The sequence below is a fragment of the Homoserinimonas sp. OAct 916 genome, from assembly GCF_003260275.1.
GTDB lineage: Bacteria > Actinomycetota > Actinomycetes > Actinomycetales > Microbacteriaceae > OACT-916.
This window is the reverse complement of record NZ_QJHB01000005.1, coordinates 90,572-105,338: the sequence shown is the minus strand read 5'-3', so window position 1 is coordinate 105,338 and position 14,767 is coordinate 90,572. Positions and strand designations below refer to the sequence as shown.

At 64.8% G+C, this 14,767-nt stretch carries 13 protein-coding genes; 6 read left to right on the top strand and 7 right to left on the bottom strand.

What is annotated here, in order from left to right; translation table 11 throughout:
- Positions 1–170: 170 nt before the first annotated feature.
- The 5 genes from DL891_RS07125 to DL891_RS07105 all read right to left on the bottom strand — a co-directional run bounded on the left by DL891_RS07125 (position 171) and on the right by DL891_RS07105 (position 4,400).
- Positions 171–995 (bottom strand): energy-coupling factor transporter transmembrane protein EcfT, encoded by an 825-nt coding sequence (locus tag DL891_RS07125; protein WP_111719738.1) that lies wholly within the window; start codon positions 993–995, stop codon positions 171–173.
- The gene (locus tag DL891_RS07120; protein ID WP_111719737.1) at positions 992–2,707 is read right to left on the bottom strand and encodes an ABC transporter ATP-binding protein; all 1,716 of its coding nucleotides are present in this window, start codon (positions 2,705–2,707) and stop codon (positions 992–994) included. Before DL891_RS07120 ends, DL891_RS07125 begins: the two co-directional genes overlap by 4 nt.
- Positions 2,704–3,291 (bottom strand): ECF transporter S component, encoded by a 588-nt coding sequence (locus tag DL891_RS07115; protein ID WP_111719736.1) that lies wholly within the window; start codon positions 3,289–3,291, stop codon positions 2,704–2,706. The genes DL891_RS07120 and DL891_RS07115 overlap by 4 nt, the downstream gene beginning before the upstream one ends.
- Positions 3,292–3,370: 79 nt before the next feature.
- Positions 3,371–4,021 (bottom strand): heme oxygenase (biliverdin-producing), encoded by a 651-nt coding sequence (locus DL891_RS07110; RefSeq protein WP_111719735.1) that lies wholly within the window; start codon positions 4,019–4,021, stop codon positions 3,371–3,373.
- 79 nt (positions 4,022–4,100) lie between these two features.
- Positions 4,101–4,400 carry a DUF2470 domain-containing protein gene (locus tag DL891_RS07105; RefSeq protein WP_111719734.1) on the bottom strand — a complete coding sequence of 100 codons (300 nt, stop codon included), beginning with the start codon at positions 4,398–4,400 and terminating at the stop codon, positions 4,101–4,103.
- Positions 4,401–4,538: 138 nt separating this feature from the next.
- Between DL891_RS07105 and DL891_RS07100 the strand changes: the two genes are divergently transcribed.
- From DL891_RS07100 to DL891_RS07090, 3 genes are all read left to right on the top strand, one after another.
- A complete protein-coding gene (locus tag DL891_RS07100; RefSeq protein WP_111719888.1) occupies positions 4,539–5,027 on the top strand; it encodes an FHA domain-containing protein in 489 nt (162 codons plus the stop codon).
- Complete coding sequence (locus DL891_RS07095; protein ID WP_111719733.1) at positions 5,027–5,731, top strand: MerR family transcriptional regulator; 705 nt, start codon at positions 5,027–5,029, stop codon at positions 5,729–5,731. Before DL891_RS07100 ends, DL891_RS07095 begins: the two co-directional genes overlap by 1 nt.
- A gap of 166 nt (positions 5,732–5,897) precedes the next feature.
- The gene (locus DL891_RS07090; protein WP_111719732.1) at positions 5,898–6,443 is read left to right on the top strand and encodes a MerR family transcriptional regulator; all 546 of its coding nucleotides are present in this window, start codon (positions 5,898–5,900) and stop codon (positions 6,441–6,443) included.
- Positions 6,444–6,626: 183 nt separating this feature from the next.
- Here DL891_RS07090 and DL891_RS07085 read toward each other — a convergent pair whose 3' ends face one another.
- Positions 6,627–7,445, bottom strand: coding sequence for a ParA family protein (locus DL891_RS07085; RefSeq protein ID WP_111719731.1), 819 nt, complete (start codon positions 7,443–7,445; stop codon positions 6,627–6,629).
- A 77-nt stretch (positions 7,446–7,522) separates the two neighbouring features.
- Between DL891_RS07085 and DL891_RS07080 the strand changes: the two genes are divergently transcribed.
- From DL891_RS07080 to def, 3 genes are all read left to right on the top strand, one after another.
- Positions 7,523–10,948: a pyruvate carboxylase gene (locus DL891_RS07080; protein WP_111719730.1), complete on the top strand. Its 3,426-nt coding sequence runs from the start codon at positions 7,523–7,525 to the stop codon at positions 10,946–10,948.
- Positions 10,949–11,010: 62 nt separating this feature from the next.
- Positions 11,011–12,330, top strand: a complete 1,320-nt coding sequence (locus tag DL891_RS07075; RefSeq protein ID WP_198668800.1) for a MinD/ParA family protein — start codon at positions 11,011–11,013, stop codon at positions 12,328–12,330.
- Positions 12,331–12,333: 3 nt separating this feature from the next.
- On the top strand, positions 12,334–12,825 hold the full coding sequence (gene def, locus DL891_RS07070) for a peptide deformylase (RefSeq protein ID WP_111719728.1): 492 nt from the start codon (positions 12,334–12,336) through the stop codon (positions 12,823–12,825).
- A 23-nt stretch (positions 12,826–12,848) separates the two neighbouring features.
- Here the strand turns inward: def and DL891_RS07065 are convergent, their stop codons facing one another.
- Positions 12,849–14,666, bottom strand: a complete 1,818-nt coding sequence (locus DL891_RS07065; protein WP_111719727.1) for a long-chain fatty acid--CoA ligase — start codon at positions 14,664–14,666, stop codon at positions 12,849–12,851.
- Positions 14,667–14,767: the final 101 nt, after the last annotated feature.

The window sequence follows — 14,767 nt, the reverse complement described above, 5'->3', positions numbered from 1 at the left end:
CTCGCCCGGCAACCGCGGGCAAAGGGTGCGGCGTGGCCTCGCCCGCACGCAGGCCCGCTCCGCCGTGCCCACCACCGCGCAGTTGCGAGCGATGGGGGGAGAGGTCGAGCGATGCTCGCGCGAGCATCGCTCGACCTGATCGCTCTCACGCGACGATCGGGCGTGGGCGGCTACCCGGGTGGGCTGGTGACTACGATCACAGCCACCGCTGCCCAGAAGGCAAGGACGAATACCCAGTCACGCACCCGGAACGGCACGAGAAAGCGTTCGGTGCGGGTGGGATGGGCACCGAATGCTCGCGAGTCCATGGCCAGTGCCACCCGCTCCGCATGCCGGATGGCGCCCGCCAGCAACGGGATCACGTAGCCGTAGTAGCGTTTGAACGCCGCAATCGGCCCGCGTCCGCCGGCCACGCCGCGCACCCGGTGAGCCTGCCGAATCGTCTCCAACTCGAAGCCGAAGCGTGGCACGAATCGGTACGCGGCCAGCGCCGTGTAGCCGATGCGATACGGCACCTTCAGCTGTTGCACCATCGAGCGCACCATGTCCGGCCCGGTCGTGGTCAGCCCGCCCAGCAGGGCCATCACCAGCAGGCTCGACAGCCGCAGCGAGGTTGCCAGGCCGATCAGGAAGGCTCCGAGATAGAAGCGGTACTCGCCGATCTGGAACAGGATCACGCTGTGGTCGACATCTCCCGGGGCCGTCCACAGGCCGAAGCTGGTGGCGATCACCACGACGAAAACGGGCAGGCCGACGAGCAGGGTGACCAGTGCCCGGCGGCTCAGGTGCGCCCCGACCAGGATCAGCGCGACCGTGAGCAGCAGAATGAGCAGTGGCGTGTAGATGTCACGGGTGAAGATCACCAGGACCATCACCGGCAGCAGCGCCGCCGCCTTGCTCAGCGGGTTCAGCCGGTGCAGAAAACGCCACGGCCCATAGTCGGCCGTGTCGTTGTAGGGGTCCAGCCCGGCGGCTGCCTGTGTCGGCTGGGTCATGCGCCCGGCAGGTCCTGCAGTCGGGTGATGCCGTGCCACTGGGGGTGATTGACCAGGTTACGCATCGCCGTCGCGAGTGGCGGCAACCGCAACCCTGCGGCGATCATCAGGTCGGCATCCGCGATGATCTGGGCGGTCGGTCCGTGCGCGGTCAGGCGCCCAGCCTGCATCACCGCCACCTGGCTGGCGTAGTCGGCCACCAATTGCATGTCGTGGGTGACCACCAGAACGGTGGTGCCGTCGTCATTGAGCTCGCGCAGCAGTCCCAGCAATTCCGCCGCCCGCTCGCGGTCCTGGCCGAAGGTCGGTTCGTCGAGCGCCAGGATGGGGGCGCCGGCAATCAGGGCCGTACCGACCGAAAGTCGCCGTTTCTGTCCTCCGGACAACAGGAACGGATGCACCGCTCGCAGGTCTCCGAGGCCGAATCGGTCGAGCATCTCATCGACCCTGGCGGCGACCCGCTGCTCGTCCACTCCGCGGATGCGTAAACCGTGCGCCAACTCGTCGAAGACGGTGTGCGTGATGAACTGGTGTTCCGGGTTCTGGAACACGAAGCCGATCGTCGACGACAGTTCGCGCACCGACGCGCGCCCCGGGTCGAGGTCGCCGACCCGCACGGCGCCGCGAGGCGGAGCCACCACGCCGGCGATGGCCTGCACCAGCGTGGTCTTTCCCGCACCGTTGGTGCCCACGATCGCCAAGAATTCCTGCGCGCGGATGTCCAGGTTGACGCCGTGCAACACCGGTGTCCGTCCGCGCGTGACGCTCAGCTCGCGCACGGAAATCTGGATCGGCCGCTCCACGGGGTCAACGTTCCGCCGGGCGGCTACGGCGGGAACACGGGGGAGCGCATCCACGCTGCGCGTCAATTCGGCCGGGGTCAACGGCAGGGGATCGAGCTCGATCCCGCAGCCGTGCAACCGCAGGGCCGCCAGCGTCGAGACCGGAAGCCACACGCCCATCCGAACCAGCTGATCGAGGTTGTCCAGCAGCGTTGGCCGCACCGGCCCGTCCAGCACCAGCGTTCCGGCCTCATCGAGCACGACCACCCGGTCAACCAGATCGATGGCCGCGTCGAGATTGTGTTCGATCAGCACGATTGAATGCGGCACCTGCTCGCCCTCGCCGGAAACTAGGGCGTGCAATACCTGGTACACCTCGTCGATGCCGGCAGGGTCGAGGTTGGCGGTCGGCTCGTCGAGCACCAGCAGCCGTGAGCGCATGGCCAGCGCGCAGGCGATGGCGAGCCGCTGCCGCCCGCCCAGTGACAGGCGGTCCGGGTTCTCGGTGCGCCGATCCCACAGACCGACGTGGCGCAGCGCCAATTCGGCGCGGTGCATCACCTCGTCAACGCCCAGGCGCAGGTTCTCCGGCCCGAAGCACACCTCATCCAGCACCGTGCCGGTCACGATCTGCGCATCCGGATTCTGGAACACCATCGCCACCTGCTCGCTGAGTTCGGCGACGCCGGTGTCGGCGACCAAGCGCCCACCGCAGGTGACCGTGCCCTCGATGGTGGCGGAGATGGAATGCGGGATCAAACCGTTCAGGGAGAGCGCAAGCGTCGACTTTCCGGAGCCGCTGGGGCCGAGGATGAGTACGACCTCACCGTCGGCGACATCGAGGGTCACCCCGTTCGGGGTCCAGTTGTCGCGCTCGTCGTGGCGGATGCGAACATTGTCGAGCGCGAGGATCGGCTCGCCGTTCGTCACGCGTCAGCCGGTGTGCTCACGGCTTTTCGGCGGCGCCTGTCCACCGGAAGCGACAGCCCTCGAGCGACCCCAGCACGGGTGAGACCGGCAGCGACGGCCCGGCCCAGGTAAGTGAACAGCACCAGGCTGACGACGAAGACAAGCGGCTTGGTGACCTGCACCCAGATGGGGGCACTGGCCGCGTTGACCGCGATGAACTCGCCGACCGCGATTCCAAGGCCGACGACGACCGCGGTCAGGTAGAAGATCCAGCCCTTCCAGTAGCGGTACAAGGACAGGGCGAACGGCACCTCCTGCAGCAGTCCAACGAGGGCGAACAGCGGAATGTAGCCAAATCCGCCGGGGAAAAACGGGGCGGCGACAATCCCGGCAAGGGTGGCGGTGACGAAGGCGAGACCGCCGCGCCGGGCGAGGGACTGTGCGATCACACCGGGAAAGATGTAGGCGCCCACGACGAGCCCGTAGAACTGGGGAGCGACGGCCAGCAGGGCGGTTCCCGCATAGATCGTGGGCAGAACGACGAAGCCACCGGCCACGCCGATCGCAGCGCACGTCAAGAGCAGGCGGGTACTGAGCCTTTTCATCACACTCTTCCAGAGGGGTAGTCAGTGGGGTGGTTGATGGGTTGTACGGTGGTGGTTCTGATGTCAGTCACGATGTGGATCAGGCGACTGCCCGCGCCTTTGCCTCGGCGAGATCATTGAACAGTTCGGTGTTGAAGCGGTACGCGCGAGTCACCTCGTCGATGATTCGGTCCCGTTCGTCCTCAGACCAATTGATCGCATCCAAGCGGTCCCGATAGGTGACCTTGAACGCACGAGCGTCGCTGATGCCGTCGAACAGGTAGAAGCGGATGCCGTCGGTCTCGAAGCCGAAGGTGCGCTGCATCACCTTGTAGATCATCTGGCCGCCCGAGAGATCGCCGAGGTAGCGGGTGTAGTGGTGGGCGATGAACCCGCCGCTCCAGGTCGCACCGACCTCGTTGATGCGTTCCACATAGCGCACTGTCGATGGCATCGGCGAGATCTGCTCGCGCCAGTCGTCACCGATGAGAAACTGCAGGTCGGCCTCGAGCGCCGGCAACCGCGTCAGGTCATCGGTGATGAACCCGGCGGCCACCTCGCTGTCGCGCTGGAAGGCCTGCACGGATTCCAGTGCTTCATAGATGAAATAATGTTGGGCGACCAATGCGACGTAGTCGTCCCGACTGCCGTTTCCCTCCATGAGATCGGCCATGAAGCCGGCACCCTCTGAATCCGCATGGTCACTCCAGGTGCGTGAGCGCAGAATCGTCGAAAAGGAACTGCTGGACATGCGTCACTCCGGAATCGGTGGTTAGGGCACCCTAAGTCTAGTGGTACTCAGGTGAAGAAACTGAGAGATGTTATGCGGGTCACTGCTCCTGCCGGCGCTCGATGCCGAGCACTGTACAGGCGTCGGCGAACAGCACCACGACGGCACGACGGATCTGGGCTCGTTCGGTCACCGGTTCGGGCCACGCCACGCGTACAGTCCGGGTCTTGTCGCCCACCCGCACCGACCAGAAACCGGCCTCGCCGTCGAGCCCGCTCATTCGGGCCTCCTCGGCCAGGGGTTCGGCGAACGCGCGCACGATCACCAGGCTGTCGTCAGTATGGTCATCATTCATGTGCTTCATGACCGCGTCGATGATGTCCTGACCGAAGATATCCATGGAGTCAGGTTATCCGGGTTCAACTTTTGGCTCGCCCACACTTGCGGTAATCCGGTACGCTGGGGAGCCACGAGGCAGTGCATTGTGGTTGACTCAGTGAACACGAAATCGCTTGAAGGTGAGGATGACTCGAACAAAATGTCTGACTTCGACAACAAGAACCCACAGGGTCCGGTGAACCCCGCTTCAGGTGAATACGAGTCCGCCGACACCACAGTGACCTTCGGCAGCGACTTCAGTTCGAAATTGGCAGCACTGACTGGAGAAGTCAGTACTGAGGAGAACGATGCAGTGGCAGCGTTGCCCTCCGGCTCTGCGCTCCTCGTCGTGCGGCGCGGGCCGAACACCGGCGCACGCTTTCTGCTCGATTCCGACCTGACAACGGTCGGCCGGCATCCCGATGCCGACATCTTCCTTGACGACGTGACGGTCTCGCGTCGCCATGCCGAGTTCACCAGGAACGGCACCGTGTTCCAGGTCAAAGACCTCGGTTCGCTGAACGGTACCTATTTCGACGGGGTTCGGATCGAGAGCGCGTTGCTCACCGACGGCGCGGAGGTGCAGGTCGGTAAGTTCCGACTCACCTTCTACGCCTCGCGGATCGATCTGTCCCAGGCGAGCGGGTAATGGCGGCATCTTCGGCTTCGATACGAGCGCAGGGCAGGGCGGCACCGCCCACCGGCCTGTTGAGCATCGGACAGGTTCTCGCCCGGCTGACGCCTGAGTTCACCGACCTGACGCCGTCAAAGCTTCGGTTTCTCGAAGAGCAGGGGCTGGTGTTGCCTGCGCGGACCGAGTCGGGTTATCGCAAGTTCTCTCCGTCCGACCTGGAACGGCTGCGCATGATCCTCACCATGCAGCGCGATCATTACCTGCCGCTGAAGGTCATCCGCGCCTATTTGGCCGACCTTGACGCCGGGCGAAACCCCTCAATGCCAGGCACAGCGAACGGCAGCATGCTCGACACCGGACGCCGGTTCAGTCGTACCGAACTGGTGCGAGAGGCGCAGGCGACCCCCATGCTGCTCGGCGACGCGATCTCCGCCAACCTGATCGCACCCGCTGACGTGTTCGGCGACGATGTGCTCGGCGTACTCAGCGCTCTGGTGGAATTACAGAAGTGTGGAATCGAGCCGCGGCACCTGCGCGGATTTCGCGCCGCGGCCGAGCGCGAACTCGGCTTGATCGAAAGTGCCCTGGTGCCGGTATCGCGTCGAAAAGACGCCTCCAGCCGCGCCCGTGCCGCCGAACTCGCGATGGAGATCGCGGTGCAACTTGAGCTCGTGCGCAGCAGTCTTATTCGCAGTGCACTCGGTCGACTGGTACCGTAGGCGGCGGGGGCAAATTTCCGTGAATGCAACGTGCAGGATCGGGTGCGAGTGTGTCGAAGACGACACGCCGAACCACATTGCGTGAATGTCGTCGACGGGAGCCGCCGGGATGGGTAGCGTAGCTTGTAACCGTCGCAACCGTGTTTGAAGTGAAGAGGCAAAACGAATGAGTGCAATCAGCCGTGGCGAGAGTTCTCGCTACGACCTTGGTCTTCTCTTCACCGACGGTATGCCTGAGCTTGACGACGCCGCCGGATACCGCGGTGCGGTCGCCGCTCGCGCCGCCGGGATCACATACCGGCAATTGGATTACTGGGCACGCACCGAATTGGTGGAACCCACGGTTCGTGGCGCCGCCGGTTCCGGATCCCAGCGGCTGTACGGCTTCCGCGACATCCTCGTTCTGAAACTGGTCAAGCGGTTGCTCGACACGGGCATCTCGTTGCAGCAGATCCGCACCGCGGTGAACCAGCTGCGCGAATCCGGCGTGCACGACCTGGCCCAGACCACTCTGATGAGCGACGGCGCCAGTGTCTATCTGTGCACCTCCGACGACGAGGTGATCGACCTCGTCAGCCGCGGTCAGGGTGTGTTCGGCATCGCCGTCGGCAAGGTGTTGCGTGAGGTGGAGAACTCGCTGGTCGAGATCGACGCAGGTTCCAGCGACCCGATGGACGAGCTCGCGGTGCGTCGGGCAACACGCGCCTCCTGAATCGCCTTCACCCTCCTGAATCGACTTCACCCTCCTGAATCGACTTCACCCTCCTGAATCGACTTCACAGGGAGATCGCGCTGCGGGAGAGATCGTGCTGCGCGAAAGTTCGTGCTGCGGGAGAGATCGTGCTGCGGGAACCGCCTCGGCTCGTCTGAGTAGGCCCACTTCAGCCGAGCAGAGTCACTCGCTTGTTGCCGCCATGTCTGCATACTCGCCGATGCGGGCGGTACGCATGATGCGATCGAGCAGCTGATCGAAGTTGCCGGCCATCTCCTCGGCGCTTTCACCCGGCCAGACGTGCAGCGGCTTGGCGGCTCCCTGCGCCTGTTGCAACGACGTGCGTTCGGGAAGCTGCGGCGAGAGCACCAGCGGGCCGAACATGTCGCGCAACTCCTTGATGCGGAACTGGTGCTCGACCGACGCCATCCGGGCACGATTCACGATGATGCCCAGGGGCTGGAGGCGTGGACTCAGCCCGCGCCGGATCTCCTCGATCGCCCGCAGGGCCCGGTCTGCCGCGGCGACAGAGAACAAGCCCGGCTCGGTCACCACGGCGACCCGGTCACTGGCTGCCCAGGCGGTTCGGGTGAGGGCGTTCAAACTGGGCGCGCAGTCGATGAGCACCAGGTCGTACTCCTGCTCGACGTTCGCGAGGGCCTCTTCCAGCTTCCAGATGTCGCGGATGCTCGGGTGCGGCCCGTCAAAGTTGATCGCGGCCGGGCTGCCGATCAGCACGTCCACCGTGCCTGCACGGTTCTTGGTCCAGCCGCTGGAGGCGATTGCCTGGCGCACGATCTTCTCTTTGGGCGACTCCAACACGTCGGCGATGTTCAGCTTGCCGGTGATGTCGATGTCCATCCCGGTGGACACATCCGACTGCGGGTCGAGGTCGACGACGAGGGTGCGCAGTCCGCGGGAGAACGCGGCGGAGGCGAGGCCCAAGGTGACGGTGGTCTTGCCGACCCCACCCTTGAGCGAACTGATGCTTAGTACGTGCACAACAAGCTACGTTACCTTCACTAGTCTTAGACCACCTAACTGTTTGCTGAATGCGGCGTTCTGTACGAAGGGTTTCAATGTTCAAGAAGATCCTTGTGGCCAACCGTGGCGAAATCGCGATTCGTGCCTTTCGCGCGGCGTTCGAGTTGGGGGCGAAGACGGTGGCTGTCTTCCCCTTCGAGGATCGCAACTCCCTGCACCGGTTGAAGGCTGACGAGGCGTACCAGATCGGTGAGCGGGGGCACCCCGTCAGGGCATATCTCGACGTCAGCGAGATCATGCGAGTGGCAATCTCCAGCGGTGCCGATGCGATCTACCCCGGCTACGGCTTTCTCGCCGAGAACCCCGAGCTGGCCCAGGCGGCGGCGGATGCGCACATCGCCTTCATCGGGCCACCGGCGTCGGTCCTCGAAATGGCCGGCAACAAGGTCACCGCGAAAGAGCATGCCGCCAAGGCCGGAGTTCCCGTGCTGGCCTCCACAGTCGCCAGCGACGACATCGACGAGTTGCTTGCCGCAGCCGAGGGGATCGGCTTTCCGGTGTTCGCAAAAGCTGTCGCCGGCGGCGGCGGGCGCGGCATGCGCCGGGTAGACAGCATCCAGAAGCTGCGCCCCGCGCTGGAAGAAGCCATGCGTGAGGCGAACAGCGCCTTCGGAGACTCCACGATGTTCCTGGAGGAGGCCGTGCTGCGGCCGCGCCACATCGAGGTTCAGGTTCTCGCAGACGCACACGGCGACACCGTGCACCTGTTCGAGCGGGACTGCTCTGTGCAGCGGCGCAACCAGAAAGTCATCGAGATAGCACCGGCGCCCGGCATCAGCGAACAGCTGCGTGAGGCACTGTACCGGGATGCGGTCGCGTTCGCCCGATCGATCGGCTATGTGAACGCGGGAACGGTCGAGTTTCTGGTCGACACGGTGGGGGAGCGCGCCGGCCAGCACGTGTTCATCGAGATGAACCCACGTATCCAGGTCGAGCACACGGTCACCGAGGAGATCACCGATATCGACCTTGTTCAGGCCCAGATGCAGATCGCGTTCGGCGACACGTTTGAAGAACTCGGTCTGACCCAGAACAGCATTCGGATGCACGGCTCGGCCCTGCAGTGCCGCATCACCACCGAAGACCCGACGGCCGGCTTCCGCCCCGACACGGGGAGCATCACCGCGTACCGTTCGCCGGGCGGGTCCGGCATCCGGCTGGATGGCGGAAGCATCAATCCGGGCGCCCAGATCAGCCCGCATTTCGATTCCATGCTGGTGAAGCTGACCTGCCGCGGCCGAAACTTCGAGGCAGCCGTGAACAAGGCGAGGCGCGCGCTGGCCGAGTTCCGCATTCGAGGCGTGTCGACGAACATCTCGTTCCTACAGGCCGTGGTGGATGATCCGTCGTTCATCGACGGAGACCTGAGCACGTCGTTCATCGACGAACGGCCGGAGCTGGTGCACGGCAAGCGCTCGAAAGACCGCGGCACGAAGATTCTGAACTGGCTGGCGGATGTCACAGTCAACCAGCCGCACGGTTCGCGCCCTGCCCTGCACGTGCCAGCGCTGAAGCTGCCCGACATCGACCTGCAGGCGCCGGCGCCGGCTGGTGCCAGGCAGCAGCTCGAGTGGCTCGGACCGACCGGGTTCGCTGCCGCATTACGCGCCCAGACCGCTCTGGCCGTCACCGACACCACGTTCCGCGATGCGCACCAGTCGCTTCTGGCGACCCGGGTGCGCACCCGTGACCTGCTGGCTGTCGCCCCGCACGTCGCCCGGTTGACCCCCCAACTCTTGTCGGTCGAGGCGTGGGGTGGCGCCACCTACGATGTGGCACTGCGTTTTCTCGGCGAGGATCCCTGGGAGCGCCTGTCGGCGCTGTCGGAGGCATTGCCGAACATCAACATCCAGATGCTGCTTCGTGGCCGCAACACGGTCGGATATACGCCGTACCCGACCGAGGTGACCGACGCCTTCGTGCAGGAGGCCGCCGCCAGCGGGGTGGGTATCTTCCGCATCTTCGATGCGTTGAACGATGTCTCCCAGATGCGGCCGGCCATCGACTCGGTGCTCGAGACGAATACGACGCTGGCGGAGGTTGCCCTCTGTTACACCAGCGACCTCAACGATCCGGCCGAGAAGCTGTACACGCTGGACTACTACCTGCACCTGGCAGAAGAAATAGTCGAGGCCGGTGCCCATGTGCTCGCGATCAAAGACATGGCCGGTCTCTTGCGCCCGGCCGCGGCGACCCGCCTGGTCACGGCGCTGCGAGAGCGGTTCGACCTGCCGGTCCACGTGCACACGCACGACACCGCGGGCGGCCAGTTGGCGACGTTGATCGCGGCCAGCCAGGCAGGTGCCGACGCGGTGGATGTGGCCAGTGCACCGATGGCCGGAACCACCAGCCAACCGTCTGCCTCCGCGCTGGTTGCCGCGCTCGAGCACACCGAGCGTGACACCGGGCTCGAGCTGGCGAAAGTCACCGAGCTGGAGCCGTACTGGGAAGCCGTTCGCCACATCTACGGACCGTTCGAATCGGGCCTGCGCGGCCCGACCGGTCGGGTCTACCAGCACGAGATGCCGGGTGGCCAGCTGTCGAACCTCAGGCAGCAGGCGGCGGCGCTCGGGCTGGCCGAAGACTTCGAACTGATCGAGGAGATGTACGAGGCCGCGGATCGTATCCTCGGGCGTGTGCCCAAGGTCACGCCGTCGTCGAAGGCCGTCGGCGACCTGGCCCTGTATCTGGCAGCGGTGCGGGCCGACCCCGACGACTTTGCCGAGAACCCCGACAAGTACGATGTGCCCGACTCGGTCGTCGGTTTCATGGCCGGCGAACTGGGAGATCTTCCGGGCGGTTGGCCCGAGCCCTTCCGCACGAAGGTTTTGGCCGGCCGTACCATCAAGCACGGTGTGAACGAGATCTCTGCCGCGGAGCGGGCCGCCTTGCACGGTGACAGCGAGTCGCGGCGCACCGCGCTCAACCGGTTGTTGTTCCCGGCTCCGGCGCGCACCTTCGAGGAGGTGCGGGAGACCTTCGGCGACCTCTCGGTATTGGAGACGGTCGACTACCTGTACGGTCTGCAGAACGGCATGGAGCACGAAGTCGAGATGGCGAAGGGAGTGAAGCTCTTCCTCAGCCTGGAGGCGATCGGTGAGGCCGACGAGCGCGGCGTGCGCACCGTCATGACGGTGATCAACGGCCAGTTGCGCCCGGTCTACGTTCAAGACCGCGGTCTCGCCATCGAATCGGCCCAGGCCGAGAAGGCTGATCAGAACTCGGCCGGCTCGATCGGCGCCCCCTTCTCCGGTGTGGTCACGCTCCAGGTCGACGAAGGTGACACGGTGACGGCCGGCAGCACCGTCGCCTCGATCGAGGCGATGAAGATGGAGGCGGCAATCACCACGCCCGTCGATGGAGTGGTCGAACGGCTCGCCATCCCGAAGACGCAGCAGGTGGATGCCGGCGACCTGCTGGTCGTCGTGCGCCCCACCTTGAGCCGTGCTCTGATCGAGTAGGCGCCGGGCGCCGGAACTGCGGGTGGGCCGTGCGTTCGACGGTCCACCGGTATGATTTTGACGTGACCACTAGAAAGGCCGGCCAGAGCTTGTCAGACGACCCCTCGCTTCCCACTGACCCGGAGGCCGGCGTCGACGACGAGCGCGACGAACCGGTGAGACCCAGGGTGAGCGTCGACCTGCCGCCCGCCCAGATCCACACGGTGCCGGAAGACGAGGCGGCGGTGTCCATTGACAACGTGCGCGTCGACCCGTTGTCGGTGCCGAGCACCGGAGAGATCATCACCTCGGTCGCGATTGACGCGGCCATGGGGGATTCTCCGTCGTACGATCCACCGGCACGGCAGGCCCACACCGGCGCCTCGTTCGGTGCACCCGCCGATACCGCCTATGACCAGTCACGCCGCGGGCGAATGCGCGGGGAGGCCTCAGCGAGGCCGGAGCCGGCGACGATGCTCACAGCCGACCGGCTGCTTGAGAACAAGCGCGGCTCGCGCGTCGTGCCCGAGGGGCGCTGGCCGAAACTGTTGTACACCGTGTCCTTCGGTGCGATCAATCGGGGCGACTCCGCCAAGGTGCGCGCCTACAAGGAACTCACGACCAAGATCGACAAACCGTTCGAGGGCGGAACCAGGTTCGTGCCGATCCTCACCCGTAAGGGCGGTGTGGGCAAGACAACCGTGACCGCGCTGCTCGGGATGGCGCTGGCGGATGCGCGGGAAGACCGCATCATTGCCATCGACGCGAACCCCGACCGGGGCACCCTGGCTGAGCGGGTCTCCAAGCAGACCAGGTCGACCGTGCGCGACGTGGTCACGAAGGCGTCGAGTATTCAGGGTTTCACCGATTTTTCGACGCTCGTGTCGCGCGACGAGACCCGGTTGGACATTCTCGCCTCCGACACTGACCCGCTTCTGTCCGAGGCCTTCGACGAGGATGATTACAACGTGGTTGCCGACCTGGCCACCCGGTACTACTCGATCGTGCTCACCGACTGCGGTACGGGAATCGTGCACTCGGTGATGCGTGCCACCCTGCAGCGAGCCGACTCCGTCGTGATCGTCTCAGGGGGCAGCGTTGACGAGGCCCGGCTTGCGTCCGAGACACTGACCTGGCTGGAGGCGAACGGTTATGGCGATCTGGTGCGCAACGCAATCGTGGCGCTGAACACCGCAACCCAGGGCACGAACCTGGTCAAATTGGAGGAGATCGAGTCGCACTTCCTGTCGCGCGTGCGCGAAGTGGTGCGCATTCCCTACGACCCGCTGCTTGCGGCCGGATCCGTCATCTCGTTCAAAGATCTGAAACAGTACACGCGAGACGCCGCACGTCTATTGGCGTCGCTCGTCGTCGAGGGCCTGCCCAGCCGCCGGGGCGCCTGAGAGGTGGCGGTCAGGCAGATACGGCTCTTCGGCGACCCGGTGCTCAAGACGGTCTCCGATCCGATCACCGCAATCGATGACCGCGTCAGGCGGCTGGTCGAAGATCTGGTCGACACGGTGACCCTGCCTGGGCGGGCGGGCGTTGCCGCCTCCCAGATCGGCGTCAACCTCTGCGCGTTCAGTTTCAACATCGACGGCGACATCGGTTACATCCTGAACCCACAGATCACCGAACTGGGTGGAGAGCCCGAACTGGTCGATGAAGGTTGTCTCTCGGTGCCGGGCCTCTGGTTTGCCACGCCCAGGCATCCGTTCGCCAGGGTGACGGGTACCGACCTGGACGGTGGTGTCATCGAGTTGGAGGGCACCGGCCTACTCGCCCAGGCGCTCCAGCACGAGGTGGACCACCTGGCCGGCCTGCTGTACATCGACCGGCTCGACAAACCCAGCCGCCGCCAGGCGATGCGCCAGATCCGTGAGTCGGACTGGTTCTAGCGGCGGCTCACGTTCGGGCCAGGTCAGTGCGCGATGCCCTCGGTGGCGGGTGCACCGACGTACATCGCCTGGATCTCGTTGTCGAAGTCCTTCACGATCACGTGCCGTTTGATGCTGATCTTCGGCGTGAGGTGGCCGCTCTCCTCGGTGAGGTCCGTCGTGAGAATCGTGAACTTGCGGATCGATTCAGCACGCGAGACCCGAGAGTTGCCCACGTCGACGGCACGCTGCACCTCGGCAAGCACCTTCGGGTTGGCGGCGGCCTCGGCCAATGACATGTCCTTGTTCTCGCCGTTGTTGGACAGCCAGAGTGGCAACATCTCCATGTCCAGGGTGATCAGCGCCGAGATGAACGGTTTGCCGTCGCCGACCACGATCACCTGGCTGATGATCAGGTTGGCGCGGATCGGGTCTTCCAGCGCCGCGGGAGCAACGTTCTTCCCGCCAGCGGTGACGAGCATCTCCTTCTTGCGGCCGGTGATCTTCAGGAAACCATCGGAGTCGAGTCGGCCGATGTCGCCGGTCTTGAACCAGTCACCGTTGAACGACTTCGCGGTCTCCTCGTCGTTGTTCCAGTAGCCGTCAAAGACGCAGACACCCTTCACTTCGATCTCGCCGTCGTCGGCGATGCGAACAGCATTGCCGGGGAGGGGCGGGCCGACGGTGTCGATCTTGAACTTGTCAGCCAGGTTCACGGTGACCGGGGCCGTGGTCTCGGTGAGACCGTACCCCTCGAGAATCTTCAGCCCGAGGCTGTGGTAGAAGTGGCCGAGGCGCGGACCGAGCGGTGCCGAGCCGGACACCGCGTACTTGACGTTTCCACCGAGAGCGGCGCGCAGCTTTCCATACACGAGCTTGTCATAGAGCAGGTACTGCATCTTCAGCCCGAACGGCACCGTGCCATTCTCCTGTGCGATCGAGTAGTCGACAGCCACCTGGGCAGCCTTGCGGAAGATCTTCCCCTTGCCACCAGCCTCCGCCTTCTGCTCAGACGAGTTGTAGACCTTCTCGAACACACGAGGAACAGCGAGCAGGAAGGTCGGTTTGAACGTGGCCAATGCCGGCAGAAGCTGCTTGGTGTCTGGTTGGTGCCCGACCTTCACCCCGGAGTGCACGGCCAGCACCGAGATGAATCGGGCGAACACGTGGGCGGTGGTGATGAACAGCAACGTTGACGCACCGGGGTGCACGACCTCTTCGAGGGCCGCGGCCGAGTTGCGGCACAGCTCAACGAAGTTCGAGTGGCTGAGAACGCAGCCCTTGGGTTTGCCGGTCGAGCCGGAGGTGTAGATCAAGGTGGCCAGATCGCTGCCGACGGCGAGGTTGCGACGTCGCTCGATCTCTTCATCGGTCACATCGACGCCCTGGGCGACCAGCTTGTCGATGTCACCCAGATCGACCTGCCAGACGTTCCTGATCAACGGCAGGTCGGCGTGAACCTCGTCAAAGCGTGCGAAGTGGTCTGGCGTCTCCACGATGATGGAGACCGCACCGGAGTCGACCATGTTCCAGGCCACCTGGGCGGGTGCGGAGGTCTCATAGATGGGCACCAGAACGGCGCCCGCGAACCAGGTGGCGAAGTCGATCAGGGTCCACTCGTAGCGGGTCTTGCACATGAAGCCGATCTTCTCGCCGGGCTCGATGCCCGCAGCGACGAAACCCTTGGCAAGCGCAATCACCTGGCGCTGGAACTCGGCGGCAGAGACATCCTCCCAGCCACCCCGTGACGGGATCGCGAACAGCGCCGCCTCCGGTGCCAGTTTTACCCGCTCGACGAGCAGATCCGTGGCATTCGCATTAGGGTCGGCGGGGACGATCGCGGGAACTTCATACTGTTGCACGGCAACTCCTTTGAAACCGGATGTGAATATATCTCAACCCTAGTGTGCACGCGGGGCGCGTCAGACACTCAACAGGTGGCAGAATCAAGACAGTGTCCATT

Excerpts from the sequence above, each read along its gene's own strand:
- DL891_RS07090 (WP_111719732.1), top strand. The coding sequence starts at position 5,898 with ATGAGTGCAATCAGCCGTGGCGAGAGTTCTCGCTACGACCTTGGTCTT.
- DL891_RS07115 (WP_111719736.1), bottom strand. The coding sequence starts at position 3,291 with ATGAAAAGGCTCAGTACCCGCCTGCTCTTGACGTGCGCTGCGATCGGC.
- DL891_RS07100 (WP_111719888.1), top strand. The coding sequence starts at position 4,539 with ATGTCTGACTTCGACAACAAGAACCCACAGGGTCCGGTGAACCCCGCT.
- DL891_RS07095 (WP_111719733.1), top strand. The coding sequence starts at position 5,027 with ATGGCGGCATCTTCGGCTTCGATACGAGCGCAGGGCAGGGCGGCACCG.
- DL891_RS07105 (WP_111719734.1), bottom strand. The coding sequence starts at position 4,400 with ATGGATATCTTCGGTCAGGACATCATCGACGCGGTCATGAAGCACATG.
- DL891_RS07080 (WP_111719730.1), top strand. The coding sequence starts at position 7,523 with ATGTTCAAGAAGATCCTTGTGGCCAACCGTGGCGAAATCGCGATTCGT.
- DL891_RS07110 (WP_111719735.1), bottom strand. The coding sequence starts at position 4,021 with ATGTCCAGCAGTTCCTTTTCGACGATTCTGCGCTCACGCACCTGGAGT.
- DL891_RS07125 (WP_111719738.1), bottom strand. The coding sequence starts at position 995 with ATGACCCAGCCGACACAGGCAGCCGCCGGGCTGGACCCCTACAACGAC.